We start from the raw sequence: 24263 nt of genomic DNA, 5'->3' as shown, positions 1-24263 counted from the left end.
GGGGTGCGGGGAAGGCGCGTCTGAGAATAGCATGCCTCGGAAAGCGCGAGGGCAGTTTTGCTGAAATTTTTCGGCAGGCTGGACTACTACCTTTGGATAAGGGCAGTGCCAGCACGTGACAACTTCCTGACATCCGACTTTGGGAGGAGGGAGCAGCGCACGCGAAAGCTCCGTTTGTGGCGTTTCCAGCTACCTGCGAGAGCGGGCGTCGAGGCGAAGCTAACCAAGTATGTGGTTCTCCAGCTTGGCTCAGTTCAGCTCATTCTCCGCCCACGGTAAAAGTCACGTCAGGAATGCTCGCGCGCTGCAGGGAGGCCAGGACATCGATGATGCGGCTGTAGGAGGCTGCCGGCTCGGCTTCCACCGTGGCCAGAATGTGGCTCCGGTCACGCATCGAGGCCTGCGCGAGCCGGTTCAGGGTGGCCGTCAAGGCTGGGAGGTTTTTGTCCCAGGGATGATCCATGGGTTCCTCATTGAGAGTCACCGTGCCATCCTCATGCACACCGAGAAGGATCTCCGCATCGGGCATGCGTGAGGTGGCATCCGCCGCAGGACCACCAGGCAGCTTCATCCTCAGTTCACGCTCCACTTTCACACTGCCTGCCATCACCATGAAGAAGAGCATGATCACAAAGATCACATCAATCATCGGCGCGATCTGGAAGCTCGGAGGGGCGTCGTCAGTTTGAGCGGCTTTGCGTGAGGCGGTGTGGAGGCGAGTCTTCTTCATGCCAGGTTGACTCCCGACGTGAAGGTTTCTTGGGGTGGACTTCCACAGGTCACCCGCAGGGCAGCCGCAATCTTGGTTAGCGGCCGTGCAGCTGTTGCACGATCAGCGAAAGCCTCCTCACGCAGGTCACGATGGCGCCAAAGAAGATCACGATGAGCGCGATCTTCAAAAAGCGAATGTCCGCACCGGCGATGGTTGGACTGAAAAGCTGCTCGCCGATGGCGATGAAGGTGCCCAGGGTCAGCACGGCCATGCGGTGCTGCTTCGCCATCGGTCCCATGAAGCTCTGCTGATGGGTGAGGGTGCCTTGGAGCAGGCGGATGTAGGCCGTGCCCATGGCCAGCACGGCGCAGGCCCAGCCTAGCGGCAGTTCGCCAAAGAGCTTGATCACCCCCGGCTCCACATTCGTGCTGTAGCCGGCACCCACGAGGATGAGGACATCCGCGATGCGATCCGGCGCTTCATTATAGATGGGACCCGTCACCGAGCCCTTGCCACCTTCCACAGCCACCATGCCGTCCAGCAGATTGCACAGCAGTCGAAACTGGATGCAGGCGGCCGCACCAAACCACATGAGCGCTGTTGCTCCAGATGTCTTCATCTCCGGAGCCAGGAGATAGAAGACCAGCGAACCTGCGGCGAAGAGGATACTGATGACCGAGATCGCATTCGGTGTTAGGCCGGAGGCGCAGGCTGCCTTGGCCACGGCTCGCGCCCAGGCAGTGTTGCGGGATTTCAGTTCACGGCGCGGTCCTGTGGGCTTCGGGGTGTCCATGGGGTTAAAGCTAAGGGCGGGCCGGATGTTTGCGCAAGCTCAAGAGCGAGCCTCACGGCGTGCTGGCTTTGCCACGTGCGGTGAACATCTCCCAGATGCCCTGCACATGCTCCCAGCGGCGGATGCCCACATCCAGCAGGAAGAGCAGCAGCAGTGCAATCACCAGCGGCGGCCAGAGTTCCACATACTGCACCGCGCGCGTGGTGCTCAGGTCCGGCAGCGCGGCGCTGGTCATCAGCGTGCCACCCGTGATCTTCACGGCTTCCTGGAGCAGCGCTTCATTCACCGTGCCGAGACTGGCCTCGGAGCTGGGATTATGCACCAGACCTGCGGACACCATCTCTGCACCGCTTTGCGCGCGCACCAGATACACACCGGGCTGATCCGGGCGGAAGCTGCCTTCATACAAACCCGGGCCGCTCTGGCTGAGCGGGATCTTTTGCAGCATCTTCAGAGGTGCACCCAGCGCATCTGCCGCTACAAAAAAGATCTCGGCATCCACCCGTGCATCATTGGCTCGCGTGCCAGCATCTTCCTGGAGGTCCACGCGCAGCCTGGCTTCATCACCATCGGTCTCGGCGGAAAGATCCATGTGCCGGCCCTGTGGCGGACGTGCGGTCTCACGCAGCACCTGGGACCAGAAGCGGCTGAAGCCCGGCCAGCGCGTGATCCATAGCGAGGCCCAGCGGCTTTTCGCATCACTGGTGAAGGCGGTGACCTTGCCCAGGCCAAAGCGCCAGTGCGCCAGCAGTGGATCACCCAGATCGGTGACCAGCGGGATCTGCGCGGTGGACTTGCGCAGTGTCTTCACATAGCCGAGCAGGGCAGGGGTGGTGGTCTCCCAGTTGTCAAAACCCGCGAGCATCGGATGCTTCTCAGCATACTTGGACTGGAAGGGCTCCTCGCGAATCATGCGTCCCGTGTGCATCAGCGTGTCCTGCGTGAAGATGCGCGTGATCGTGGCCGCATCCATCGTGCTGTAGGATTGACCGCCGCCTGCGCTTGCGATCGCCTGCAGCAGCGCCACGTGCGAGCCTTCGCCGATGGCCACCGTGGAGACCGTCATGCCTTCACCGCGACACTGCGATGCCAGCCCTTCATAGCCACCGCCTGAGGTCTGGCCATCCGTGAGGATGATCATGTGCTTCACCTTCGCCTTCACTCGCTGAAGTGCCGTGCGCGCCTGCTCAAAGGCCGGTTGCAGGTTCGTGCCACCACCCGAAGCCACAGCGGCGATCTGCCCCGCCACGGCGGCGGTTGAGGTCAGCCTCGTCATCGGTGCCACCACATGCGCCTCACTATCAAAGGCGAATACTCCGATGAAGTCATTCTTGCCCAGCACCTCCGCTGTCGCGATCGCAGCACTCTTCGCCATCTCCAGTTTCTCACCGGCCATGGAGCCGGATCGGTCGATGACCAGCGCCACCGCCGCGCTCTGCTTCTCTTCCTCATCAGGAGACTTCAGTCGCACCGGCAGGATCTCTTCAATCGGCGTGCGGTAGTAACCACCGACGCCAAAACTCTGCGGCCCACCGAGCATCACCAAACCACCGCCAAGCTTGTCCACATAGTCACGCATCGCGTTCATGGTCGGCTCACCCAGTTGATGCGCAGGCACATCACTGATCACGATGCCGTCATAACCCGAAAGCGCATCCAGCGTGCTCGGGATGCCACCCGGCTGGCGCAGCTCGAGCTGCACGCCTTCCTTTTCCATGGCCTGCATCAGATACTGGCCTTCCGTGGGATCACTCTCGATGTAGAGCAGTCTCAAGCGACCGCGCACATCCACCAGCGTCAGTGCATCATTGTTCGCGGGCAAGGTGTCTCCCGCGATGCCTTCGAGCACCGCGCGATACTTGTAGATGTTCCGCACGCCTGGTGTTCGCGTGAAAGTCTCGCTCTGTGGCTTGCCCGGCTTCAGCGAGACGCTGCGCTGCTCCACCTGCACTCCGTTTTCATAGAGCTTCAGCGTGCCCTGCGCTTCGATCGTCGACTCAAGTTGAGCCGTGAGTTTCAGAGTCGCACCTTCAGTTAGTCGCGAACGATTCGGCGCGAGCTGAAGCACCCGCGCATCCGGCTTTTGCGGTCCGGCGATGGGCATGGCGTGCAGTCTGGTTCCAGACACCGCCGCATCTCGTGCTGCGGCGAGCAGGCTCCCGCGTGTCTCATGCCCGTCCCCGATCACGACCAGATCACGGCTGGCTCCGGCTGGAAACAGTGCCAAGGCATAATCAATCGCCGCCGAGTAGTGGCTGTCGCCTCCACGATCCTTTTGCCACTGCAACTGCTGCTTCAGGTCCAGCGGGGTGTCCGTATTCAAAAGCTCCGGCTGGCTGCCGAGCCGCACCAAAAAGGTTTCTGCCGACCCTCCGGCCTGCTTCTGCACTGCCTGCGCCGCATTCAGCGCCTTGGTCAGGCCTTCCTCACCCATGCTCTGGCTGGCATCCACGATGATCCCCAGCGCCTTCTTGCCCGTCTGCGTGACCCGCGCCGGTCCTGCCAGTGCCAGCAGTGCCAGCAGCACGATCACCGCCCGCACGATCAGCAGCAGCCGCTTCCGCAAACCCGCCATGGGATGCACGGACCGGCTCTCAAACCAAAGCAGCAGCGCAAACGCGGGAAGCGCCAGCAGCAGCAGTTTCGGGTGGGCCCAGTCCATGAGTTGAAGCGGCTTCCATTTCAGCGGTGCGGCGGATTTGTGCAACCGCCATTGTGAACTCCTGTAGATGAGACAAGGCAATGCGGATCACCCCCGGGGTTGATCTCCCCCGCCATGCTGCTAAAGGCCCTGGATGTCCCAACCGCCCAGGAAGTTCAATCCCCACCCCTTTGCCTATCATCAGGAGCTTGATGTCCGTATCGAGAACCTGACCAATGAGGGGAAGGGCGTGGCCCGTGTGGATGGGTGGGTGGTGTTTGTGCCCTTTGCCCTGCCGGGCGAGCTCGTCCGCTGCCGCATCTTCCGGAACCACAAGAACTACAGCGATTCCGACATCGTCCAGGTCATCGAGCCTTCACCGCACCGTGTGGAGCATGTCTGTGCCGTCTTCGGCACCTGCGGTGGCTGCCAGTACCAGCACCTGTCCTATGACCAGCAGGTGGAGGGCAAGCGCCGTCAGGTGGAGGAACTGCTCCACCACATGGCGAAGATCGATCATCCCGTGCTGCCGGTCATCATCTCGCCGAAGCAGTATGGCTATCGCTCAAAGATCACCCCGCATTTTCACCGGCCGAAAGACGGTGAGCTGAGTGAGATCGGTTTCCTCCGTGTCGGCACGCGCAATGCCATGGTGGACGTGAAGGAGTGCCCCATCGCCATGCCGCAGTTGAACACGGCGCTCACGAAGGCCCGCGAAGCCGCCCGCGCTGGCAGCTGTAAAAACGGCGCCACCATTCTCCTGCGTGCTGCAGACAATGGCGTGCTGACTCGGCCCGATGCCATCGCCGTGGAGCATGTGGGGTCCATGAAGTTCGAGTTCCAGGCAGGCGATTTCTTCCAGAACAACCCCTTCATCCTTCCCGAGTTCGTGGGCTATGCCGTGCGCAAAGCCAAGGCCAGCGGCGCGAAGTATCTGGTGGATGCCTATTGCGGCAGCGGCCTCTTCGGCATCTGTGCTGCGCCTGAGTTTGAAGAGGTGATCGGCGTGGAGATCTCCGAGACCGCTGTGGCGAAGGCTGCGCACAACGCCGAGATCAACGGCCTAACCAACTGCCGGTTCCTGGCAGCGGATGCAACCGCCATCTTTGCCCAGGTGCCGCATGTGGGCAGTGAAACGGTGGTCATCATTGATCCACCGCGTGCCGGCTGCAGTCCGGAGTTCCTCCAGCAGCTCTTCGCCTTTGCTCCGAAGCTTGTCGTCTACGTCTCCTGCAATCCCGCCACCCAGATGCGTGACCTCGTGCTCTTCTCTGAAGCTGGTTACAATCTTGGCGAGGTGCAGCCCTTCGATCTTTTCCCGCAGACGAAGCATCTCGAGTGCGTGATGACGCTCTCGAAGCAGTCGTAGTCCGCGAGTCCCCTCGCGGCGGTTTGGAAAAACGGCATTACGACATGGTCCGCCGAAGTCGCGCCAGCGTCCCGGGGTGCGGTGGCAGAGATGCACGGGCCACCGTGCATCGTCGACACCGCTAGCGTTCGCATGCGACGTCTCCAATTTGCCAGATCATTTCTGCGCACACAGCGGTGTCGCGCCTGAGCGCTTCCCACCGCACTCCACGACGCTGCCGCGCAATACATGATGTGTCCCGTGACGATCACGAGACACATCTAATACGCCTAACTAAAATTACGCCCAAAGGTTCTGCGGATAAGCACCTGCATCCACCAGCGCGCGGATGGAGGCCACCACGTCAGCCTTGTCCTCAGGGTAGGTCACGCCGAACCAGGAATCATTGGACTCCAGCACCTTCACATCCGCTTTGCCGGTCTGGATGAGCACATCCACTTCCTTTGGCACATAGCACTCGGACTTCTGCTCCTGGCCGTTCTCCTTGAGGAAGCCGGTGAAGGCAGTGCGCAGGTGGCCGAAGATGTCTGGCGTGAAGCCGAAGAAGTTCATGGAGACGACTTCTTCACCGGTGAGCGGCAGAGCAGGATCGGTCTCGCGGTTCTCAGCACCATTGGCCGTCTTGAAGATCTTCGTCATCTCCGTGACGGAGCTGAGCGCACCGTTGCTGTCGCGGGTGCACACGCCGCGGGCCACGCTGCCGTGGTCGGAAAGCGTGTTCTTCAGGTAGAAGCCTACCATGGAGTAGTGGCTCTTGCCATCATTTGGACGTGGCGTGGTGAGATCCGCGGCGATCTTGGCAAAGGCATCACGGCCATAGAAGTCATCCGCATTGATCATGAGGAAGGGCTCGTTCACCACCTTCTCAGCAGCCAGCACCGCATGGGCCGTGCCCCAGGGCTTGGTGCGGCCTTCCGGCACGGTAAAACCTTCCGGCAGGTCATTGATATCCTGGAAGGCATAGTCCACCGCGATGCGGTCGCCAAACTTGGAGCCGATCTGCGTGCGGAACTGCTCTTCAAAGTCACGACGGATCACAAAGACGACCTTGCCGAAACCGGCGCGGATGGCGTCAAAGACCGAGTAGTCGAGCACGACTTCGCCGGAGGGGCCCATGGCGTCGAGCTGCTTGAGACCGCCGTAACGGCTGCCCATGCCGGCAGCGAGGATGAGAAGAGTGGGTTTCATGTAGAAAAGGGAAGGGGGGAGCGATGCTGTGATCGCTGTGGCGGATTCATGGACGGCAGAGAGGGCGCGTCAAACGCGGATGTGTCCCCGCTTGTCATCTCCTGTGCGGGGATTGGCCTGTCGTGACCCGGTCCCGTTTCATGGCCGTAGCAAATCCCAGCTTGCCTCATTTGACTGAAACCCTAGCCTCCGCGCCCGCGTTTTTTCACGTCCTCCCGACCACCCCCCAATGATACAAACCTCCCGACTCCTCGTCGTGGCCGCCCTCGCCATGGGCAGCCAGTCCCTGAAGGCTGATGCTCTCTCGGATTCCTTCCTCGCCATGTTCAAGCCGCTGCCCGCTGAGGCACCATCGGCCAGCAACGAGCTCACCGAAGCCAAGATCAACCTTGGCCGCATGCTCTACTTCGAAACCCGCATCTCCAAAGGCGGCAAGATGAGCTGCAACTCGTGCCACATGCTGGACAAATACGGCCAGGACAACCTGCCCTTCTCCCCAGGCCATGAAGGCAAGCTCGGCGGCCGCAGCTCCCCCTCCACCTACAATGCCGCTCTGCACGTGACCCAGTTCTGGGATGGCCGCGCACCCACCGTGGAAGAGCAGGCCAAAGGCCCGGTGCTGAACCCCGTCGAGATGGGCATGCCCAGCGCTGACTTTGTGGTCGACGTGCTGAAATCGATGCCCGGTTATGTGGATGCCTTCAAAGCCGCCTTCCCAGGTGAGTCTGACCCCGTGAACTACAACAACTTCGGCAAGGCCGTGGGTGCCTTCGAGCGCAAGCTCGTCACGCCCTCCCGCTGGGATGACTACCTCAAGGGTAAAAAGGAAGCTCTCACCTCCGCCGAAGTGAAGGGCTACGAAACCTTCGCCAAAGCTGGTTGCGCCACCTGCCACAATGGTCCTGCCATCGGCGGGGCCATGTATCAGAAGCTCGGCCTCGCCAAAGCCTGGCCTGAGCTCAAGGACATCGGCCGCATGGAGACGACAAAGCTCGAGAGCGACAAGCATCACTTCAAAGTCCCGAGCCTCCGCAACATCACCGAGACCGGCCCCTATCTTCACGACGGCTCGGTCGTGACGCTCGAGGAGATGGTCTCCAAGATGGCTGAGCATCAGCTTGGCAAGACCATCACCGCTGAGGAGACCACCAGCATCGTCACCTTCCTCAAGTCCCTGAAAGGCGACCTGCCGAAGGAGTACATCGCCGTCCCTAAACTCCCCGCCAGCGGTCCGAACACCCCGAAGGCCTGATTTCGGCTAACCAGTGATCATTCCACGAAGCCCGCCAGAAATGGCGGGCTTTTTTTGCCATGCCTTGATACGCATGGTTCGGTTGGGGGATTTTTGTTGGATGAACTTTGAAGTGTTTTAATGGGCTCTAAATAGTGCGGATGCCACCCCCTCGAAAAAGGATCTACAAGGAAATAAAGACGGCGCTTGACAGTCAGAGAGACTACGGTCTAGCTTATCAGTGTGATGAGGGTCTTCCTCTCTCTTTCTCTCCAATGAACTAAACTCGTCAAGTGCGAGCGATCGACCAGCGGGGCTTGAAGGAGAAATCTCCCAACAATCAAAAAACTTTATCCATATGGGAAGCGTAGTTAATGATTTTTCTACTCTGTCATGGCCCGGCAAAGTTCATGATGACCCGAAACCGTACGATATTGCTGCTCGCGGCAAAGATTCGATTTCTCGAGAGGAGTTGGCTGGTTTTGAGGCGAATATGTTAAAATTGATTAACGAAATTGCAGAGAAAGTAGCAAGAGATTGCCGCGAGGGGAAAGATTTCCGTCAGGAGAAATAGCTTTGAATGCCATTCCTTCCCGCGGCTGAACTGATTTCGATGCGTTCAGCCGCGGTTCTTGGGCAACTGCGCACGTATTAAACTCCCGCCGAACAAAAAATTCCTCATTTCACTGAGAGGAGCGCTGCACTTGGATGTGTAGTGTGCCGCAGTTCACCAAAAAATGACGGACTCTGTTATTTTTTGTCTTCTCCCCGTCTCATATTCAATGACAGGTATCCCCATCGAAAGGTCTTATTCTTTACTGGACGCGGAAGCAGCGTTGCTGGAGGAGCTTGAAGCCCTCGGCTTGAATTACGACATTGAGATTGCTGGTGAATTTATCCACACGGCTAAATGTTCCATCACTGATAAAAAGAGCGGCAAGTTCCTTGCCTCGGGAAATGGCAAAGGAGAATTAATGGCCTCCCGCGCGGGCAGCCTTTTTGAAGCTACAGAGCATCTGTTATCGAACTACCATTCGCTCGATCCGGACAAGATATTCTACATGAACAGTCTGGATTATTGTCGGGATAATCCCATGTGCGAACAGCTCCCGTTAGTTCTCTTAAAAGGCGGGGAAGGTGCTGATATTCCGTTTTTAAAACACCACGCTGTGAATGGCTGCCAGACGTGCTTCTATCCATTGGCGCTGACTTGCCCAGAGTATATTGATCTCCAGTTGCTGAACGGGGAGCTAAGGCGAAAAGATACCTTTAACTACGGGCGCCTGGAGCACTATTCCACGAATTCCGGGACTGCAATCGGGATGAATGCCGACGAGGCTGTGATCCACGGTCTCCTTGAAGGTATTGAAAGGACTTCGTTGTCCAAATTCCTGGCAGATGTCTTTCTGAAGAACAAGAAAGACTATTTACGGATGGTCAACCCGCTAACCTTGCCGCCTAACATCCGAGATGTTTTTGGCCGTCTGGAAGAGGAAATTTCCAGCAGGATATTTGTATTCCAAATGCCTAACAAATTTGGCGTGCCAGCCTATGTCAGTTGGATGGAACAATATGAATTTAAAATTGGTATAGCTGGCTATGGTTGCTCCCTTTCTGCGGAACATGCGATCTTGAGATGTCTTTACGAACTGTCCCAGTACTTCCTTTTGAGTAAGCACATCTTTGGGTTCGACTGGTTGAGATCCAAAAGCGAAGCCATACAAACAAGGCTCAAAGGACTCCCGTTACATCAAGATTGTGCCGTGTTTGACATGGGGTGGAAATGCCGGACGCTTGGTTGCGAAACGGTAGAGTACGATAATCTGTCCACACTTCCGTTCTCACACGATCCCAAGGAGTATCTGGCCCAACTGACTGCTCTGATTTATGAAAACGGAGAAGTGCCGTATGCTAGCGAACTTAGGGTCTTGGGGAATGGCATCACAGTGACTCATACATTCATCACTGGAGAGGACCGCTTTTTCAATGTTAAGAACTGCAAGTCAACCTTCCCGGCGAGTTTGAAAGATTTTGCGGGCTAGTCGTTATCGGCACCATCAAACTCCGTTGGTGCCCCAGGCCAGTTAAAGACAAGCCCCCACTTCTCGGCATTCTGTGCCTCATGAGTCGATATCACGGTGCGATGTGGCCAGAAATCATGGCGAAGACGCAGAAGGATATGCTGATAAGTTGTATGGTGCCGACTTCAAGCATTGCTAGATGAACACTCCCGGAGACCTGATTTCGGCTAACCAGATATCATTCTACAAAGCCTGCCAGAGATGGCGATTTTTTTGCATTGTCCTTCCTGCCACCTATCTTCATGCGGCGCTTGTTCAGCAGCGCCAGACTGAATGAGAATCTAGTTACGCCAGAAGGCGAACAAAAGGGATGCAGTCAGTGGCACCTATGGCATCTCTCGTCTCGCCGACGCTTCCCGCTGGCCATCGCCTGATCCAGAACGTTCGGTCAAATCCCTCTCCCGTCCGTTCATGCTTGCTCCATCATTCATTGTTCTGTCTCTGGTAGTCGCCGCAATCCTTGCGGTCACCTCACGCAACCGGTGGGTGGTGCTCGGGATCCTGGCGTGGCTGGTGCTCACCGGCATCCTGGCGGCCCGTGGCTCGCTACGCGATTTCAGTTCGCTGCCACCGGCGGCTCCTGTGCTCTTTTATGCGGGCTTTATCATGACCATGTGGGTGGCGCTTTCGAAAGCGTCCGCCTCATGGCTTCTTCTGCCGCTTCCTTTTTTTGTCGGCTTTCAGTCGTTCCGAATCCTGGTGGAGCTATGCATCCACGAGGCGGTGACAGAGGATATCGCGCCTCCCCAGATGACCTGGTCTGGTCTCAATTTCGACATTGTAAGTGGGGTGACAGCTTTGCTCCTTGCACCCTTTGCCGGGCGGGTCCCCAGAGGAGTTTTGCTAGCCTGGAACATTCTCGGTCTCTGCCTCCTCGTCTGGGTCGTGTCAGTGGCCACACTGAGCTTTCCGACCCGTTTCCAGATGCTCACCCCGGCCAATTCCTGGGTGGCAGATTTTCCTTATGTCTGGCTCCCGACGGTTCACGTTTGCGCTGCACTTCTGATGCATGTGATTCTGTTTCGCAGACTGAGACGATGATTCTGGCCACGCTCACATCTTTGAAGGTCGGGATATCTACTCGTCGGTCCGTGAGTTCCTCGGCTATCTGAGTTATTGGTTTTGGGAGTATGACTCTGCAGGCACCTCGCAGTGACCGTTGAAGAGACCGGAAGAATGCCGCAGATTGCGCGGACTGTTGCTTCCTCTACCCGCCTCTTATCAACGATGATTTCTAAGCTGCCTCGATGGGTCTGGACCGGTGCATGGGCACTGGCTTTCGTTGCGGGGATCGTCAACGTTGTTGGGCTGCTGGGATTCGAGCATCAGGCTGTCACTCATCTGACGGGCACCACTTCCATGCTGGGGGCGGCTTTGGCATCCCTGGATGGTGCGGCGGCTCTGCACTTCGCTCTCATTATTGGTTCGTTTCTCGCGGGCACGGTCTTGAGCGGCTTTCTCATCCAAGACAGCGTCCTCCAGCTCGGTCGCCGTTACGGTTTGGCCCTGCTGCTGGAGTCGCTTCTGCTTTGCCTCGCCGTCTTGCTGCTCCAGCGCACCAGCATCCTCGGCATTTACGCCGCGTCCTGCGCCTGCGGTCTGCAGAACGCAATGGTGAGTACTTACAGCGGTGCGGTCGTCCGCACGACCCATCTGTCCGGCATGTTCACCGACCTGGGCATCTTCCTCGGCCACACTTTGCGCCGCCTGCCCGTGGACATGCGCCGGTTGCGGCTGTGTTTTCTCATCATCAGCGGATTTTTATGCGGCGGCATCGCGGGTGCCGTGGCCTTCCATCACTTTAGCTATGCGGCCCTGTTCATCCCAGCAGCGCTCACGGCCATCACCTCATTGGCCTATGGCATCTACCACGTCCGTCATCGCCGTTCCGAATGAACAAGTCTTTTTCGATACGTCTGGCACAGGACGAAGACATCGCGGCTCTGGAGGCTCTCATCCCGATGTCCGTGCGTGTGCTTCAAGCATCGGTCTATTCCGCTGCGCAGATGGAGGCAGCTCTGGGTCCGGTGTTCGGCGTAGACCGCCAGTTGGTCGATGACGGCACCTACTTCGTGGTCGAGCATTCCGGCATCATCATTGGATGCGGTGGCTGGAGTCGTCGGCGTGCCGTCTTTGGGGGTGATGGCTCGCGTTTGGCCGATGAGGCTGTTCTCGACCCCGCTCACGATCCCGCGCGCATCCGCGCCTTTTTCGTTCATCCCGACTGGGCTCGTTGCGGGATTGGTCGCGCTGTTCTTGTGGCCTGTGAGGCTGCTATCGTTGCAGCCGGTTTCCGCCGCGGTGTTCTCGTTGCCACATTGACGGGGGAGCCTCTTTACGCGTCGTGCGGTTATACCGTTGCGGAGCGCTATGAGGTCCCGCTTTTCGGCGGCTTGACACTGCCAGTCGTGCGGATGGAGAAGAGCTTCACTCCCCAAGACCGCAAAGACTGACAAAGCAGTCTCACCGGATCAACAGCGTCGCCAGTCCCAGAAAGACGCCCATGCTGACCACATCCGTGGCGGTGGTGAGGAAGATGCTGGAAGCGGTCGCAGGGTCGGCGCCGAATTTGCGCAGGGTCAGGGGGATCAGGGCTCCACAGAGGCCACTGACGACGCAGCTGGCCACCATGGACATCCAGACCACGCAGGAGAGCATGATGGCATCGGCATTGCCCTGCATCGTCGCATAGATGAACATGCCAATGGCAGCGCTGAGGCCGACGAGCACGCCGTTGTAGAAGCCCAGCAGTCCTTCTTTGAAGACGAGCCTCTTCTCATCGCCCGCATCGAGATCGCCCATGGTCATGCCGCGCAGGGTCACGGCGAGAGCCTGACAGCCGGTGTTGCCAGATTGACCGGCCAGCACGGGAAGAAAGGCTGCGAGGATGACGATGCGCTCCAGCGTGTGCTCAAACACACCGACCACCGCAGCGGCGATGAAGGCGGTGAGCAGATTGATCTGCAGCCACGGATGCCGGAACTTTAAGCTGCGGGAAACGGGCGTGCTGAGACGCTCCTCCTTTTCCACACCGACCATCGTACCGGCCTGGGCACTGATCTCGATGGCGCGGGCTTCAAAGAGGTTCTGGCCGCGCACGAGACCCAGGAGGCGCCCCTGTGCATCACAGATGGGATACACCGGAATGTGGCGGTTCACCGTCAGCTTCATGGCGTCCGTCAGCGCCATCTCGGGCTGCAGGGCGAAGATGTTTGTGTACATGACCTCGGACAGAGGGGCATCGGGCTTGCCGAGCATCAGGTCACGGAAAACCAGCACACCGAGAAGTTTGTTAGACTCGTCCGTGACATAGCCATAGGTGATGAAGGCGCGCTTCGTCAGCTTGCGCAGCGCCTCGATGGTGTCGCGCACAGTCATCGTGGGACGGAAGACGGCCACGGGCGGTTCCATGAGCCAGCCCACGCTGTCCTCGGGATACTGTCGGTTGTGCATCCACTGATGCGCCTTCTCGATCGGCGCGGCGGCGATGAGTTTGCAGCGGTGCTCCTCCTGCATCTCATGCAGCACCTGCTGCGCCACCATGGGGTTCAGCGCCTCCAGCACAAACACGCCTTCCTCCGGGGCCTTGGTCTCGAGCAAGTCCGCCACGGCATGGGGGGCCAGGCTCTGCACTTCATCGAGAAGGGCTTCGCGGGTGTTGGTGATGGCGGCTTCGGCTTCGGAACTCATGTGTCGCGGAAAACAAAGCAGACGCAGACGGCTTGTCCACCCTCCAGGCAGCATCTACGACTAAAGTCGGAGGCGGGGTGGCCTGTTTGTGGAGCTTGGCGCTTCAGCCTGGGGCGGTGTTTTTGCCTGCGACAGTTCCAATTTTCATTTCGAGGTCGTCAGCCGGTGGATCAAAAATGCCGAATGACTTCCGGCGGCGTCATCTCCCTGGACCAGCGCTCCACCAGACAGGTTGAAAAGCTGTCCCACTTTGTTAAGCCTGGAAGTAGCCCTTCAGTTCTTCGTCGAAGTGCTGAAGCGCGTTCTTGATGGGAAGAGGCACTCCGCCACCGAGGGCACAGAGACTGGTCTGCTCCATGGTGTCCAAAAGGTCCGTGATGAGCTCGCGGTCGATCTTGTAGCTGCTGTCGTCACGGGCCTTGGCGATGAGCTCCTTGCCCCGTGTGCTGCCGAGGCGGCAGGGGAAGCATTTGCCGCAACTCTCATCGGAGGTGAACTGGAAGAGGTGCTGGATGTACTCGATCATCGGCAGGCTCTCTGGAATGCTGACCACACCCGCATGACCAAGCAGGAAGCCGGCCTTCTTGAAGCTCTCAAAGTCCACCGTGAGCTGGCTGACGTGCGAAAGTGGCACGATGCCGCCCAGCGGCCCGCCGATCTGCACAGCCTTGATCGCAGTCTTAAAGCCGCCCGCGAGGTCAAAGACGGTCTGCAGCGGTGTGCCCATGGCCACTTCATAGATGCCTGGCTTAACAAAATGTGAGTCAAGCGAGAGCAGCTTTGGTCCCGTGGACTGCGGCGTCCCGACCTGCGCATAGCCCTTGCCACCCATGGTGAGGATCGCGTACAGATTGGCAAAGGTCTCGACGTTGTTGACGATGGTCGGCTTGCGGAAAAGGCCCTCGATGGTGGGGAAGGGCGGTCGCGTGCGCACCTCCGGGCGCTGACCCTCGAGACTGGCGAGCAGTGCGGTCTCTTCACCGCAGATATAGGCTCCGGCACCTTTGATGCTCTTGAGGGTGAAGTTGAACCCCGTGCCCAGAATGTCCTGCCCGAGCAACCCCGCAGCGCGCAGGTCTTCGATGGCCTCGTTCACGATCGTGACTGAGTCCGGATACTCTGCGCGGATGTAGAGGATGCCTGTCTCAGCTCCCGCGAACCATCCCGCCACCATCATGCCCAGCAGCACACTGTGCGGCCGCTGCTCCATCAGGTATTTATCGATGTAGGCGCCTGGATCACCTTCATCCGCATTGCAGACGATGTACTTCACCTTGCCCTCCGCGGCACGGCAGCTCGACCACTTGAAGTGCAGCGGGAAGCCCGCGCCGCCACGACCACGCAAGCCGCTGTCCTTGAGTTCAGTGGCCAGCGCATCACGATCACCCGCAGTGATCAGCTTTTTGAAAGGCTCATAATAGGTTTCGATGCCGGGAAATTCCGCCGTGAGTTGTGCGGGTTGAAGGTGCGAGACCACGGCATAACGATCGATGTGATCACCCTGGCCGGTTTTGAAAAGATCACCCAGCGCGCTGTCCGTCTGTCCGGAGTAGTTCTTCCCCTGATACTGGAACGCACCGCCCTCATGGCAGCGGCCCAGGCAGCAGATGTGGCCGATCTCGTCCTTCTTGAAGTGGGTTTCGAGACTGTGATGCAGCTTGTCCTGCGTGCCCGCGCAGAGGCAGGCGCTGCCATTGCAGACGAAGACTTTTTTGCCCTCGTTCTCCTTCTTCAGGAAGTCATAGAAGGACACGGCGCCGAGCGTGAGGGCATCACCGAACAAATGATCCTGTCCCATGCTGTGCACGAGATCGTTCTTCTCGGCGGTGCCATGTTTTTCAGCCGCTTCGACCATGCGCTCGAAGACATTTTTTTCGACACCCTTACGAAAAGACAGCGCGCTGAGGTTTTTCGACATGATTTTGGCCCATACTACGGAACACCGGCGCATATTGCACGATTGAAATGCTCTGGAGGGCTCCCTGGAGCCTCTGGAATGGCCAATCAGGCGAAGCTGAATCTAAAATGTCCCGGCTGGCGTACATGGCGGCATGTTCCCCTCGCGTCTTGCCATCATCGGTTCCGGTATCTCCGGGCTTGGCTGCGCCTACCTGCTCCACCGGAAGTTTGATCTGACCCTGTTTGAGGCTGCGGACTACATTGGCGGGCATACGAACACGGTGACGGTGCCTGAGGACGGCCGTGAGGTGCCCGTGGACACCGGTTTCATGGTCTTTAACCACCATACCTACCCGCTGCTGTGCCGGCTGTTTGAGGAACTGGGGGTCGAGACAAAGAAGACGGACATGTCCTTCAGCATGGCCCACCAGCGCAGCGGCTATGAGTGGAATGGCGGCGGACTGGCCAGGGTCTTCGGGCAGCGCAGCAATCTGCTCAGCCCCCGCTTCTGGCGTTTCGTCCTCCAGATCAACCGCTTCAACTCGCACTGCCTCACCGCGATGAATGATCCGCGTTTTGAAAGCATGACCCTGGGCCAGTTTGCCCGCGAGTGCGGCTATGGGCAGGACTTCCTGGATCTCTACATCCTGCCGATGGGCAGCGCGGTGTGGTCCACGCCACCGGAGCGGATGCTGGACTTTCCCGCGAGGACGCTGATGCACTTTTGGTTCAACCATGGCTTCCTGGCCATGAACACCCGCCGCCAGTGGTGGACGGTGTGTGATGGCTCGCGGCAGTATGTGCGGAAGCTCATCCCGCCCTTTGCCGACCGCATCCGGCTGAACACTCCGGTCATGCAGATTGAGCGGCGGGATGGCCAGGTGATCGTGCAGCCACGAAATGGTCCTGCGGAAACCTTTGACCATGTGATCCTCGCCACGCATGCGCCCACCAGCCTGCGCATGCTTGCTCGTCCCACGCAGATGGAGCAGGAGGTGCTCTCGGCGTTTCATTATCAGTCAAACAAGGCCACGCTGCACTCGGACGAGCAGTTCATGCCCAAGACGCGTCGCTGCTGGGCCGCGTGGAACTACCGCATTGACCACGACTCGGCAGGAACCATGATCCCGAGCACGCACTACTGGATGAACAAGCTCCAGGGTGTCTCCGACAAGCGGAACTACTTCGTTTCCATCAATGCCCCGGACTCGCTGGACGAGTCCAAGGTTCATCAGCGGATTGATTACGAGCATCCGCTCTTCGACCTCGCGGCGATTGCTGCTCAGAAGCGCCTTCCTGAGCTGCGCCAGAATGCCTCCGAGACGCGTACTTACTTTTGCGGGGCCTGGGGCAGATATGGTTTCCATGAGGATGGGTTCATGTCAGCCGTGCAGACCTGCGAGCATCTTCTCGGCGGTGATCCCTGGACACTGCGAACCCCCTGAGCCGAGCCTTCACATCAAGCCCCTTTCCGCCATGCCACACGACTTCCAGTCCTCTCTCTATGAGTGTGATGTCGTGCATGAGCGTCTGCTGCCGCGGCGGCATGGGTTTCGCTACCATCTCTTTTTCATGGATCTATGGCTTGATGAACTGCCAGCGCTCGAGCGAGAACTGCGGCTCTTCAGCGTGGACCGCTTCAATGCGTACAGCTTCCGCAATGGCGATCATCTCGATCTCGGGGCGGGGCATCTGCGCCTGAACCTGGAGAAGTGGCTGCTGGAACATCACAGTGTGCGGCTTGAGGCCGACTGGCGGATCCGGCTGCTGACGTTGCCGCGTATCGCGGGGTATTTCTTCAACCCGGTGTGTTTCTACTTCATCTACGACGCCAGCGGGAAGGCGGTGCATGCCCTGTGCGAGGTGACGAACACGTTCCACGAGATGAAGCCCTACTTCCTGGCCGCTCCGGTGCGGGAGGGAGTCTTCGAGCTGATCGTGCCGAAGCACTTTTATGTCTCTCCGTTCTCCCGGCTGGATACCTCCTTTCACTTCAAGCTGGAGGTGCCTGGCCGAGAAATCCGGCTCCAGGTCGACGATCTGGAGAACAACCGCCGCACACTGGCGAGTTGGATTCAGGGCCGGAGGCAGCCGCTTACGGACAAACGGCTGGCCTTCTACTTCCTGCGCTATCCGGCGCTCACCCTTCAGGTCATCGCCAAGATCCACTGGCAGGCGTTTCGCCTTTGGTGGCGGGGCTTTGAGGTCTTTCGCAAGGGAAGCGACCGCCATCTGCAAACCGATCTGTACCACCCGCACCATAGTCTCACAGATTCCTAGACCCCCATGAACTCTTCCGCAGCCTTTCCCTCCATCGAGCCTCTAGAGATGCCACTCTCCTGCAACCGCTGGGCGCTCGCCATCTCCAGGCGATGTCTGCATCGTTGGTTAGTGCTGCGCGTGCTGCGCTCCTTCACAAAAGGCCGGCTCCGGATGGATCTTCCGGGAGGCGAGAAGTTCTTCTTTGGCGATCCCTCCCTCACTCAAGCGACGGCGCACATCCAAATCCGGAAGCCGCTGTCCTTCTTCGTTCACGTGGCCCGCTATGGTGGCGTGGGCCTCGGCGAAGCCTACACGGACGGATGGTGGGACACGCCGGACCTTCGCGCGGTGCTCGACTGGTTCATCATCAACATCCAGAGCAGTCCGGAACTCCAAGGCTCATCTCAGCGCTTTAAGATGATTGGTTTCCTGAGGTTTGTAAACCGCATGCAGCATCTGCTGCGGCCGAACTCGCTCAAAACGAGCCGTCGAAACATCGCCGAGCACTACGATCTAGGGAATGATTTCTACAAGTTGTGGCTCGATCCCACGATGACCTACTCCGCCGCCAAATTCACGTCGGCAGACCAAACCCTCGAAGAGGCGCAGATCGCCAAGTATGATGCTCTGTGTGACAAACTCTGCCTGAAGCCTGACGACCATGTTCTAGAGATCGGCTGCGGCTGGGGTGGTTTCAGCATCCACGTGGCAAGGAAGCATGGATGTCGCGTCACGGGAGTGACGATCTCCCAGGAGCAGTTTGACGAGGCTAGGAGGCGTGTGAAGGAGGCCGGGCTTGAGCACCTCATCGAGATCCGTTTCCAGGACTACCGGCATATCACGGGCCGGTTTGACAAGATCGCCTCCATCGAAATGCTTGAGGCCGTGGGTGAGAAGTATCTTGAGACCTTCTTCGCCAAATGCGCCGAGGTGCTTGAGCCGCATGGCATCCTGGCCGTGCAGATGATCACCGTCCCGGATCATCATTTCCGCCAGCTCGCCAAAGGCACGGACTGGATTCAGAAGCACATCTTCCCCGGCTCCCTGTTGCTGGCCGTCGGCCACGTGAACGAGGTCATTCGCAAGACCAGCAGACTCAGTCCGCTGGCTCTGGAAGACCTGGGTGGGGGCTACGCCCGCACCATGAGCGAGTGGCATAACCAATTCAATGCTCGTCTTGATGACGTTCGCGCCCAGGGCTTCAGCGAGACCTTCATCCGCAAGTGGAACTACTATCTCAAATACTGTGAGTCAGCCTTCGCCACGCGGAACATCAGCGTGGTCCAGGCCTCCTGGAGCCGCTACTGCCATGAGGCCATGCAGCCGCAGTCGTGAGCTTGAGATCACCCTCGGAAACGTCGCCTCATGATCACTGTCCTTCGTCTTTTCTTCATCCTCGTGCTGCTGTCCATGCTCGCGGTCACCTCGTGGGCGAGCATGGAGTGCGCCTTGTGGAAGACCCCGCAGGAGGTTGCCACGCATCCGTGGTTCATCGCCACGCTACTCGACACTTACTGGGGCTTTCTGACCTTCTACTGCTGGGTGGCTTACAAGGAGACCTCATGGCTGGCCCGGCTTGCCTGGCTGCTGGGCATTCTGCTGCTGGGTAACATCGCCATGGCCATCTACATGCTCATCGTGCTCTTCAAAGTGCCTGCGGATGCAAAGATCGAGGATGTGCTGCTGAGGGGGAGACCCGCATGAGTCTTCTCATCGCTGCCATCATTCTTATCATACTCTTCCTGGCCACATGGCGGCTGAGCGTGAAGCTTGATAACTATTCCTTCGTGGATGTCACCTGGTCATTGAGCTTTGCGCCGGTGGCGGTGTGGCTGGCGGTGGCGGGGCATGGCTGGCTGCCGAGACGCATCGCCATCGCGGTGCTGGTGGCAGCCTGGAGCCTGCGTCTGGGAGTGTTTCTTTGGAAACGCATCGCCAGTCATCATCCCAAGGAGGATGTCAGATATGCCGTGCTCAGGAAGAAGTGGTCGGCAAATCCTCCACGGGCCTTCCTCGTGTTCTTTCTAGCCCAATGTGTGCTCGTCTGGCTGCTGATGCTGCCGGTGTGGTTGATCGCCGACCGCACCGAGAGCCGCTTTGGACTGCTGGAAGGCATGGGCCTCGCGGTCTGGGCCATCGCTTTGATTGGAGAAGGCCTTGCCGATGCGCAACTGGCGAAGTTCAAGCGCACCCATCATGATCCCATGGCGGTCTGCGAGATCGGTCTCTGGCGCTACAGCAGGCATCCGAACTATTTTTTCCAGTCGCTACTCTGGTGGGGTTTGTTTCTGATGGCCCTGCCTGCGCCCTGGGGCTGGACCTCCATCATCGCACCGCTGGCGATGCTGCACTTCCTGCTCAACGTCACAGGCGTCCCGCTCACCGAAAAACTCTCCCTCGAGAAGCGCGGAGACCGCTACCGCGAGTATCAACGCACCACGAGCACCTTTGTGCCGTGGTTCCGCCGCCGCTGATTAAACTTTGATGTGAAAGCGACAATTCGGCCCGAGGTTAAATCCAATTCTGGGCCTCAATGCGTACAACGGCGTGCCTTGTTTCGTGACTGACGATCAGGCGGCTCTTCGCAACCCATGCTCAATCTCAACGACCTCCTCGCCAAAGACCTCCTGCCAGATGCGGTGATCCGCTTTGGCATCCGCCAGCGGCTCGCCAGTCTGCTCGCGAAGAACAAGGAGCCCAGCGTGGAGGGGCAGCGGGCGCGGCTGATGCGTCATGTGGCCGAACTCAAGTCCATGCCAATCGCCATCGCCACCCAGGAGGCGAATGAGCAGCACTACGAGGTGCCGACACGCTTTTACCAGCTCTGCCTGGGCAGCCACCTCAAATACAGCAGCGGTTACTGGCCTGAAGAGACGACCACGTTTGATGAGTCCGAGGCTGCCATGCTCAGGATGACCTGTGAGCGTGCCGAGCTGGCGGATGGTCAGCACATTCTCGAGCTCGGCTGCGGCTGGGGATCACTCTCGCTCTGGATGGCGGAGCATTATCCGGAGTCGCAGATCACCAGCGTCTCGAACTCACGCACCCAGAAGGAGTACATTGATGCCGAGGCTGAGCGTCGAGGATTCAAGAACCTCACGGTCGTCACCGCAAATGTAGTTAGGTTTGAGGGCTGTGGAGAGGCTGTCTTTGACCGCTGTGTGTCGGTGGAGATGTTCGAGCACATGAAGAACTACCAGGAGCTTCTTCGCCGCGTGTCCCTGTGGCTGAAGCCGGGGGGCAAGCTCTTCGTGCACATCTTCACCCATCGCGAATATGCCTATCATTTCGAGGTGCATAGTGATGCTGACTGGATGGCGAAATACTTCTTCACGGGCGGCCAGATGCCGAGTGACGATCTCCTGCTCTACTTCCAGGATCATCTGCAGATCCGCGCGCACTGGTGTGTGAACGGCATGCACTACAGCCGAACCTCAGAAGCCTGGCTGTCGCGGATGGATGCGGCCAAGGCTGAAATCATGCCGCTATTCCGCCAGACCTACGGCGAGCATGAGGCCGTGAAATGGTGGAGTTACTGGCGCATCTTCTTCATGGCCTGCGCCGAGCTGTGGGGCTATCGCGATGGCGAGGAATGGATCGTCAGCCATTACCTGTTCGTGAAGCCCTTTTAGTTAGGCTTCAAACCTTCTTGTAGCTGAGCGCAGCCCCTGCGCCTGCGGAAAAGGCGCCGCCAAGCCGCGCCTTCGTCTCATGTTCCGGCAGCATCCAGACCTCGCTGCCGGCCTGACGTGCCAGACGCGGCTTGATGACCTTGCGAAGCAGCAGCCAGCCCAGTCCGAGCACGGCGATGCCCGAAAGCACGATCTTCGTGACGGGGCTGTTCAGCCATAGATACAGCGGGGCAGGTGACTCACCCCCAGCGGTGACCTCGCGCAGTGTGGGTGATGCTGCCTGCGAGGCCGGTGTGGTGGGAATGGATTTCTGCAGCCAGAACAGACGCGTGGAAAGTCTCACGGTGTAGCGATGAAACTGCTCCATCGGCTCATCTGCCTCCTGCGCATCGCGGATGCAGTCCGCCACCATGTCCATGAGCATGTCAGGCTTCGCCGCGGCATGCAGCGGACGTGAAAGCAGCACACGGGCGCGCCAGGGTTCACCGAGCGGATAGATGGCGAGGCAGGAGTGCTGACGTCCTAGCGCACCGTGTGCGATCGTGGCTGGATCCAGCGTGTCCGGCAGTTTTTGATCTGCATCAAGCACCAGGATGTGCAGACGGATGCGCGCGTCCGAGTTATGAAACTCGAGCAGGCGCTCGATGTCCGCGCGGGCGATCTCAGGGACAAGATTCTGCGGATCGATGAGGTAATCGTTGGCCGGTGAGTCATCGAGAGAGGCGATGATGTCCGCAGGCAGATCCTTCAGGGCCATCACAGGCGTGGGCACGCGGGGTGTCTGCGCGGGCCGTGCCTGCTGGAGCAGACTGCCAGGCAGAAAGAGTGAGAGATCTGTGGCCCCGAACTGCGGATTCAAAGACGATGGCGTGTCCATCAGCCGCGGTCCGAACTGAAGCGCACCTGGATCCTCCGGCAGGGAAGGCACGAGTGACTCTCCAGGAAGCAGTGAGTTAAACTGGCTGCCGGGTCCCAGCGGGACGGGAGCACCGTTCACCAGCGGTGGCCGCTGATCCCAGCGCGGCAGCGGCAGATCATCGTCGATCGTTTGCGCGCCAGCCGTGAACACACTGCTCAGAAGGCTGAGCAGCGCGAAAGAAGCACTCCGCAGATGGAGGTCAGTGCGCACGGGGGATGAGAGGGTTGGAGGCGGGCCGTGTGGGCGCCGTGCCCGGGCGCAGGCTTTGCAGGCCCAGGTCCGAGGCATCTCCCACCATGGAAGGAGCACGCTCGGCGCGAGGTTTCTCACGGCGTCCTAAGCGGCGAAGCTCGCGATCGATCCGCGTGCATGCCAGTTCGATGCTTTGGGCGATCTGGCCCCGTTTCAGCGGGCTGCGCAGTTCGCCCAGGATCTTCGTCAGCACCGGTTCAGGCAGGATTTGTTCAAGGGCGTAACCCAGCGTTAGCGCCACTTCCTCGCGCAGCGGATCCACCAGCATGACGATGGCGAAATCATTGCGCCGGGTGAGTTGATGCGTGTGGAAAGCACCATGATTGATCAGCCAGAAGCCCAGGTCACGCAGCGTCAGCGTCTCTGGCAGCACGCCAACGTAAGCGGCCATGAAACACTGCGGAAAGCGGCGCTCGAACTCATCCAGCACCACCTCGATGTGACGTGTGTCACGCAGGTTCAGGCGATTGGACACATCTGTGATGCGCTCCAGCCGCACCCAATCAGATCCCAGATAAGCCCGGATGGCTCCCGCCGAAAATCCGCAGGCCAGGCAGGCACCCTGGCCTGAGGAGATGGCAGCGGAGCAATGCGGACAGTTCATTCGTTTAGTTAATCTCTCTTAAATTCCTCCATGCCGCAAGATTTTCATCGGTTCATCTAGAAGTCCCATAACCCAGGAACCTTCAAACGGTCGCGGGTGGAGTAAGGGACACCCATCGCCGGATTCGTCCAGGCAATGCCTGCCACCCTGAAAAAGGCTCCCAGCCCCACCTTTCATGATTGATGACAGGCAGCAAAAGGCGCGGCCAAATGCTGTGACTCTTCCAAACCGTCTCAGAAAACAGCCCGTGGAGGCTATTGCAACGGCGTGCCTCAGGGACTGGCACTGAACAAAGTCATTGCCGGGCGCGCTTTTCCGCATCATTCAGGCCGCCTGAACGTTTTCTCACCCGTCGTGAATCCTCCACCCAAAAAATCCAACATGACCTGGCTTACCTATGCTCTTCTCACCGTGCTCTCCTGGGGCGTCTATGGTGTCATCCTCCACGCCGCCCGAATGAAGATGCCCATGGGCCCTGAGATGCCGAATGCGAGCTTGAAAGCCTTTTTGTTCGTCTGCATCGCTTATGCGGCCATCGGCGTGGTGACTGTTTTCGTCCTGAAAAGCCGTGGCACGAACTGGAGCTTCACCGGTGCTGAAGGAAACGGCATTCCGCTGGCCACGCTGGCTGGCATCGCTGGAGCTTTGGGCGCGCTGACCTTGGTTCTCGCCCTGGGTGCGGCCTCTCCTATCTTTAAAGGCGCTGCGGCAGCGGCTGTCATGCCCATCGTCTTCGCGGGAGCGCCCGTGGTGAACACGATCACCGCCATGCTGGTGCATCCGCCGGAAGGTGGCATGAAGTCCATTCCTCTGCCTTTCATCATCGGTTGCGTTCTGGCGGTGTGCGGTGCCTTCATGGTCGCCAAGTTTGCCCCCTCCAACACCGGTGCAGGTGCCGCTCACAAGCCTGCCGCCGTGAGCGCCGAGCCTGCGAAGCACTGATTCCTCACACACCTCTTTTCGAGATTCATTCCTCAGGGCGCTCTGCCA

General features: G+C 59.1%; 22 protein-coding genes. 14 read left to right on the top strand and 8 right to left on the bottom strand.

What is annotated here, in order from left to right; all coding sequences use genetic code 11:
- Positions 1-259: 259 nt before the first annotated feature.
- The 3 genes from BGE01nite_RS11015 to BGE01nite_RS11005 form a co-directional block, all read right to left on the bottom strand.
- On the bottom strand, positions 260-730 hold the full coding sequence (locus tag BGE01nite_RS11015) for an ExbD/TolR family protein (RefSeq protein ID WP_146850511.1): 471 nt from the start codon (positions 728-730) through the stop codon (positions 260-262).
- A gap of 76 nt (positions 731-806) precedes the next feature.
- Positions 807-1505 carry a CDP-alcohol phosphatidyltransferase family protein gene (locus BGE01nite_RS11010; RefSeq protein WP_146850510.1) on the bottom strand — a complete coding sequence of 233 codons (699 nt, stop codon included), beginning with the start codon at positions 1503-1505 and terminating at the stop codon, positions 807-809.
- Positions 1506-1557: 52 nt separating this feature from the next.
- A complete protein-coding gene (locus BGE01nite_RS11005; RefSeq protein ID WP_146850509.1) occupies positions 1558-4167 on the bottom strand; it encodes a VWA domain-containing protein in 2610 nt (869 codons plus the stop codon).
- Positions 4168-4300: 133 nt separating this feature from the next.
- Here BGE01nite_RS11005 and BGE01nite_RS11000 point away from each other — a divergent pair, with 133 nt between their 5' ends.
- On the top strand, positions 4301-5515 hold the full coding sequence (locus tag BGE01nite_RS11000; RefSeq protein WP_146850508.1) for a class I SAM-dependent RNA methyltransferase: 1215 nt from the start codon (positions 4301-4303) through the stop codon (positions 5513-5515).
- Between the two features lie 279 nt (positions 5516-5794).
- On the opposite strand, the gene BGE01nite_RS10995 is transcribed toward BGE01nite_RS11000, so the two are convergent.
- Positions 5795-6703: a nucleotidyltransferase family protein gene (locus BGE01nite_RS10995; RefSeq protein WP_146850507.1), complete on the bottom strand. Its 909-nt coding sequence runs from the start codon at positions 6701-6703 to the stop codon at positions 5795-5797.
- 229 nt (positions 6704-6932) lie between these two features.
- On the opposite strand from BGE01nite_RS10995, the gene BGE01nite_RS10990 reads away from it, so the two are divergent.
- From BGE01nite_RS10990 to BGE01nite_RS10965, 6 genes are all read left to right on the top strand, one after another.
- Entirely contained in the window at positions 6933-7955 is a 1023-nt protein-coding gene (locus BGE01nite_RS10990) for a cytochrome-c peroxidase (RefSeq protein ID WP_146850506.1), read from the top strand.
- A gap of 337 nt (positions 7956-8292) precedes the next feature.
- On the top strand, positions 8293-8508 hold the full coding sequence (locus BGE01nite_RS10985; protein ID WP_146850505.1) for a hypothetical protein: 216 nt from the start codon (positions 8293-8295) through the stop codon (positions 8506-8508).
- Between the two features lie 208 nt (positions 8509-8716).
- Positions 8717-9976: a YcaO-like family protein gene (locus tag BGE01nite_RS10980; RefSeq protein WP_218032957.1), complete on the top strand. Its 1260-nt coding sequence runs from the start codon at positions 8717-8719 to the stop codon at positions 9974-9976.
- Between the two features lie 450 nt (positions 9977-10426).
- The gene (locus tag BGE01nite_RS10975; RefSeq protein ID WP_146850503.1) at positions 10427-11056 is read left to right on the top strand and encodes a hypothetical protein; all 630 of its coding nucleotides are present in this window, start codon (positions 10427-10429) and stop codon (positions 11054-11056) included.
- Positions 11057-11242: 186 nt separating this feature from the next.
- Positions 11243-11911, top strand: a complete 669-nt coding sequence (locus BGE01nite_RS10970; RefSeq protein WP_146850502.1) for a YoaK family protein — start codon at positions 11243-11245, stop codon at positions 11909-11911.
- A complete protein-coding gene (locus BGE01nite_RS10965) occupies positions 11908-12468 on the top strand; it encodes a GNAT family N-acetyltransferase (RefSeq protein ID WP_146850501.1) in 561 nt (186 codons plus the stop codon). The genes BGE01nite_RS10970 and BGE01nite_RS10965 overlap by 4 nt, the downstream gene beginning before the upstream one ends.
- A 10-nt stretch (positions 12469-12478) precedes the next feature.
- On the opposite strand, the gene BGE01nite_RS10960 is transcribed toward BGE01nite_RS10965, so the two are convergent.
- Together BGE01nite_RS10960 and BGE01nite_RS10955 are read right to left on the bottom strand one after the other, a co-directional pair.
- Complete coding sequence (locus tag BGE01nite_RS10960; protein WP_146850500.1) at positions 12479-13705, bottom strand: magnesium transporter; 1227 nt, start codon at positions 13703-13705, stop codon at positions 12479-12481.
- Between the two features lie 253 nt (positions 13706-13958).
- Entirely contained in the window at positions 13959-15623 is a 1665-nt protein-coding gene (locus tag BGE01nite_RS10955; RefSeq protein WP_146850499.1) for an NADH-ubiquinone oxidoreductase-F iron-sulfur binding region domain-containing protein, read from the bottom strand.
- 133 nt (positions 15624-15756) lie between these two features.
- Here BGE01nite_RS10955 and BGE01nite_RS10950 point away from each other — a divergent pair, with 133 nt between their 5' ends.
- From BGE01nite_RS10950 to BGE01nite_RS10925, 6 genes are all read left to right on the top strand, one after another.
- Positions 15757-17049 carry an NAD(P)/FAD-dependent oxidoreductase gene (locus BGE01nite_RS10950; protein WP_146850498.1) on the top strand — a complete coding sequence of 431 codons (1293 nt, stop codon included), beginning with the start codon at positions 15757-15759 and terminating at the stop codon, positions 17047-17049.
- A gap of 31 nt (positions 17050-17080) precedes the next feature.
- Positions 17081-17884 (top strand): DUF1365 domain-containing protein, encoded by an 804-nt coding sequence (locus BGE01nite_RS10945; protein ID WP_146850497.1) that lies wholly within the window; start codon positions 17081-17083, stop codon positions 17882-17884.
- A 6-nt stretch (positions 17885-17890) separates the two neighbouring features.
- Complete coding sequence (locus BGE01nite_RS10940; protein ID WP_246145703.1) at positions 17891-19201, top strand: SAM-dependent methyltransferase; 1311 nt, start codon at positions 17891-17893, stop codon at positions 19199-19201.
- Between the two features lie 30 nt (positions 19202-19231).
- Positions 19232-19570 carry a DUF1475 family protein gene (locus tag BGE01nite_RS10935; RefSeq protein ID WP_146850496.1) on the top strand — a complete coding sequence of 113 codons (339 nt, stop codon included), beginning with the start codon at positions 19232-19234 and terminating at the stop codon, positions 19568-19570.
- Complete coding sequence (locus BGE01nite_RS10930; RefSeq protein ID WP_146850495.1) at positions 19567-20340, top strand: DUF1295 domain-containing protein; 774 nt, start codon at positions 19567-19569, stop codon at positions 20338-20340. The genes BGE01nite_RS10935 and BGE01nite_RS10930 overlap by 4 nt, the downstream gene beginning before the upstream one ends.
- Before the next feature lie 117 nt (positions 20341-20457).
- Positions 20458-21498 carry an SAM-dependent methyltransferase gene (locus BGE01nite_RS10925; RefSeq protein ID WP_146850494.1) on the top strand — a complete coding sequence of 347 codons (1041 nt, stop codon included), beginning with the start codon at positions 20458-20460 and terminating at the stop codon, positions 21496-21498.
- A 7-nt stretch (positions 21499-21505) separates the two neighbouring features.
- Here the strand turns inward: BGE01nite_RS10925 and BGE01nite_RS10920 are convergent, their stop codons facing one another.
- Complete coding sequence (locus BGE01nite_RS10920) at positions 21506-22627, bottom strand: hypothetical protein (RefSeq protein ID WP_146850493.1); 1122 nt, start codon at positions 22625-22627, stop codon at positions 21506-21508.
- Complete coding sequence (locus BGE01nite_RS10915; protein ID WP_146850492.1) at positions 22617-23273, bottom strand: TPM domain-containing protein; 657 nt, start codon at positions 23271-23273, stop codon at positions 22617-22619. The genes BGE01nite_RS10920 and BGE01nite_RS10915 overlap by 11 nt, the downstream gene beginning before the upstream one ends.
- Before the next feature lie 381 nt (positions 23274-23654).
- On the opposite strand from BGE01nite_RS10915, the gene BGE01nite_RS10910 reads away from it, so the two are divergent.
- The gene (locus tag BGE01nite_RS10910) at positions 23655-24215 is read left to right on the top strand and encodes a hypothetical protein (protein WP_146850491.1); all 561 of its coding nucleotides are present in this window, start codon (positions 23655-23657) and stop codon (positions 24213-24215) included.
- Positions 24216-24263: the final 48 nt, after the last annotated feature.

Origin of the sequence: Prosthecobacter gellanilyticus (assembly GCF_007992435.1) — a bacterium.
In the GTDB taxonomy this organism is placed as follows: Bacteria; Verrucomicrobiota; Verrucomicrobiia; order Verrucomicrobiales; family Verrucomicrobiaceae; genus Prosthecobacter; species Prosthecobacter gellanilyticus.
The sequence above is the reverse complement of the archived record's forward strand: the minus strand, read 5'-3'. Positions and strand labels throughout refer to the sequence as shown.

What these genes read in the sequence shown, in the direction of transcription:
- BGE01nite_RS11015 (WP_146850511.1), bottom strand. Translation starts at nt 730, where the DNA reads ATGAAGAAGACTCGCCTCCACACCGCCTCACGCAAAGCCGCTCAAACT.
- BGE01nite_RS11010 (WP_146850510.1), bottom strand. Translation starts at nt 1,505, where the DNA reads ATGGACACCCCGAAGCCCACAGGACCGCGCCGTGAACTGAAATCCCGC.
- BGE01nite_RS11005 (WP_146850509.1), bottom strand. Translation starts at nt 4,167, where the DNA reads ATGGACTGGGCCCACCCGAAACTGCTGCTGCTGGCGCTTCCCGCGTTT.
- BGE01nite_RS11000 (WP_146850508.1), top strand. Translation starts at nt 4,301, where the DNA reads ATGTCCCAACCGCCCAGGAAGTTCAATCCCCACCCCTTTGCCTATCAT.
- BGE01nite_RS10995 (WP_146850507.1), bottom strand. Translation starts at nt 6,703, where the DNA reads ATGAAACCCACTCTTCTCATCCTCGCTGCCGGCATGGGCAGCCGTTAC.
- BGE01nite_RS10990 (WP_146850506.1), top strand. Translation starts at nt 6,933, where the DNA reads ATGATACAAACCTCCCGACTCCTCGTCGTGGCCGCCCTCGCCATGGGC.
- BGE01nite_RS10985 (WP_146850505.1), top strand. Translation starts at nt 8,293, where the DNA reads ATGGGAAGCGTAGTTAATGATTTTTCTACTCTGTCATGGCCCGGCAAA.
- BGE01nite_RS10980 (WP_218032957.1), top strand. Translation starts at nt 8,717, where the DNA reads ATGACAGGTATCCCCATCGAAAGGTCTTATTCTTTACTGGACGCGGAA.
- BGE01nite_RS10975 (WP_146850503.1), top strand. Translation starts at nt 10,427, where the DNA reads ATGCTTGCTCCATCATTCATTGTTCTGTCTCTGGTAGTCGCCGCAATC.
- BGE01nite_RS10970 (WP_146850502.1), top strand. Translation starts at nt 11,243, where the DNA reads ATGATTTCTAAGCTGCCTCGATGGGTCTGGACCGGTGCATGGGCACTG.
- BGE01nite_RS10965 (WP_146850501.1), top strand. Translation starts at nt 11,908, where the DNA reads ATGAACAAGTCTTTTTCGATACGTCTGGCACAGGACGAAGACATCGCG.
- BGE01nite_RS10960 (WP_146850500.1), bottom strand. Translation starts at nt 13,705, where the DNA reads ATGAGTTCCGAAGCCGAAGCCGCCATCACCAACACCCGCGAAGCCCTT.
- BGE01nite_RS10955 (WP_146850499.1), bottom strand. Translation starts at nt 15,623, where the DNA reads ATGTCGAAAAACCTCAGCGCGCTGTCTTTTCGTAAGGGTGTCGAAAAA.
- BGE01nite_RS10950 (WP_146850498.1), top strand. Translation starts at nt 15,757, where the DNA reads ATGTTCCCCTCGCGTCTTGCCATCATCGGTTCCGGTATCTCCGGGCTT.
- BGE01nite_RS10945 (WP_146850497.1), top strand. Translation starts at nt 17,081, where the DNA reads ATGCCACACGACTTCCAGTCCTCTCTCTATGAGTGTGATGTCGTGCAT.
- BGE01nite_RS10940 (WP_246145703.1), top strand. Translation starts at nt 17,891, where the DNA reads ATGAACTCTTCCGCAGCCTTTCCCTCCATCGAGCCTCTAGAGATGCCA.
- BGE01nite_RS10935 (WP_146850496.1), top strand. Translation starts at nt 19,232, where the DNA reads ATGATCACTGTCCTTCGTCTTTTCTTCATCCTCGTGCTGCTGTCCATG.
- BGE01nite_RS10930 (WP_146850495.1), top strand. Translation starts at nt 19,567, where the DNA reads ATGAGTCTTCTCATCGCTGCCATCATTCTTATCATACTCTTCCTGGCC.
- BGE01nite_RS10925 (WP_146850494.1), top strand. Translation starts at nt 20,458, where the DNA reads ATGCTCAATCTCAACGACCTCCTCGCCAAAGACCTCCTGCCAGATGCG.
- BGE01nite_RS10915 (WP_146850492.1), bottom strand. Translation starts at nt 23,273, where the DNA reads ATGAACTGTCCGCATTGCTCCGCTGCCATCTCCTCAGGCCAGGGTGCC.
- BGE01nite_RS10910 (WP_146850491.1), top strand. Translation starts at nt 23,655, where the DNA reads ATGACCTGGCTTACCTATGCTCTTCTCACCGTGCTCTCCTGGGGCGTC.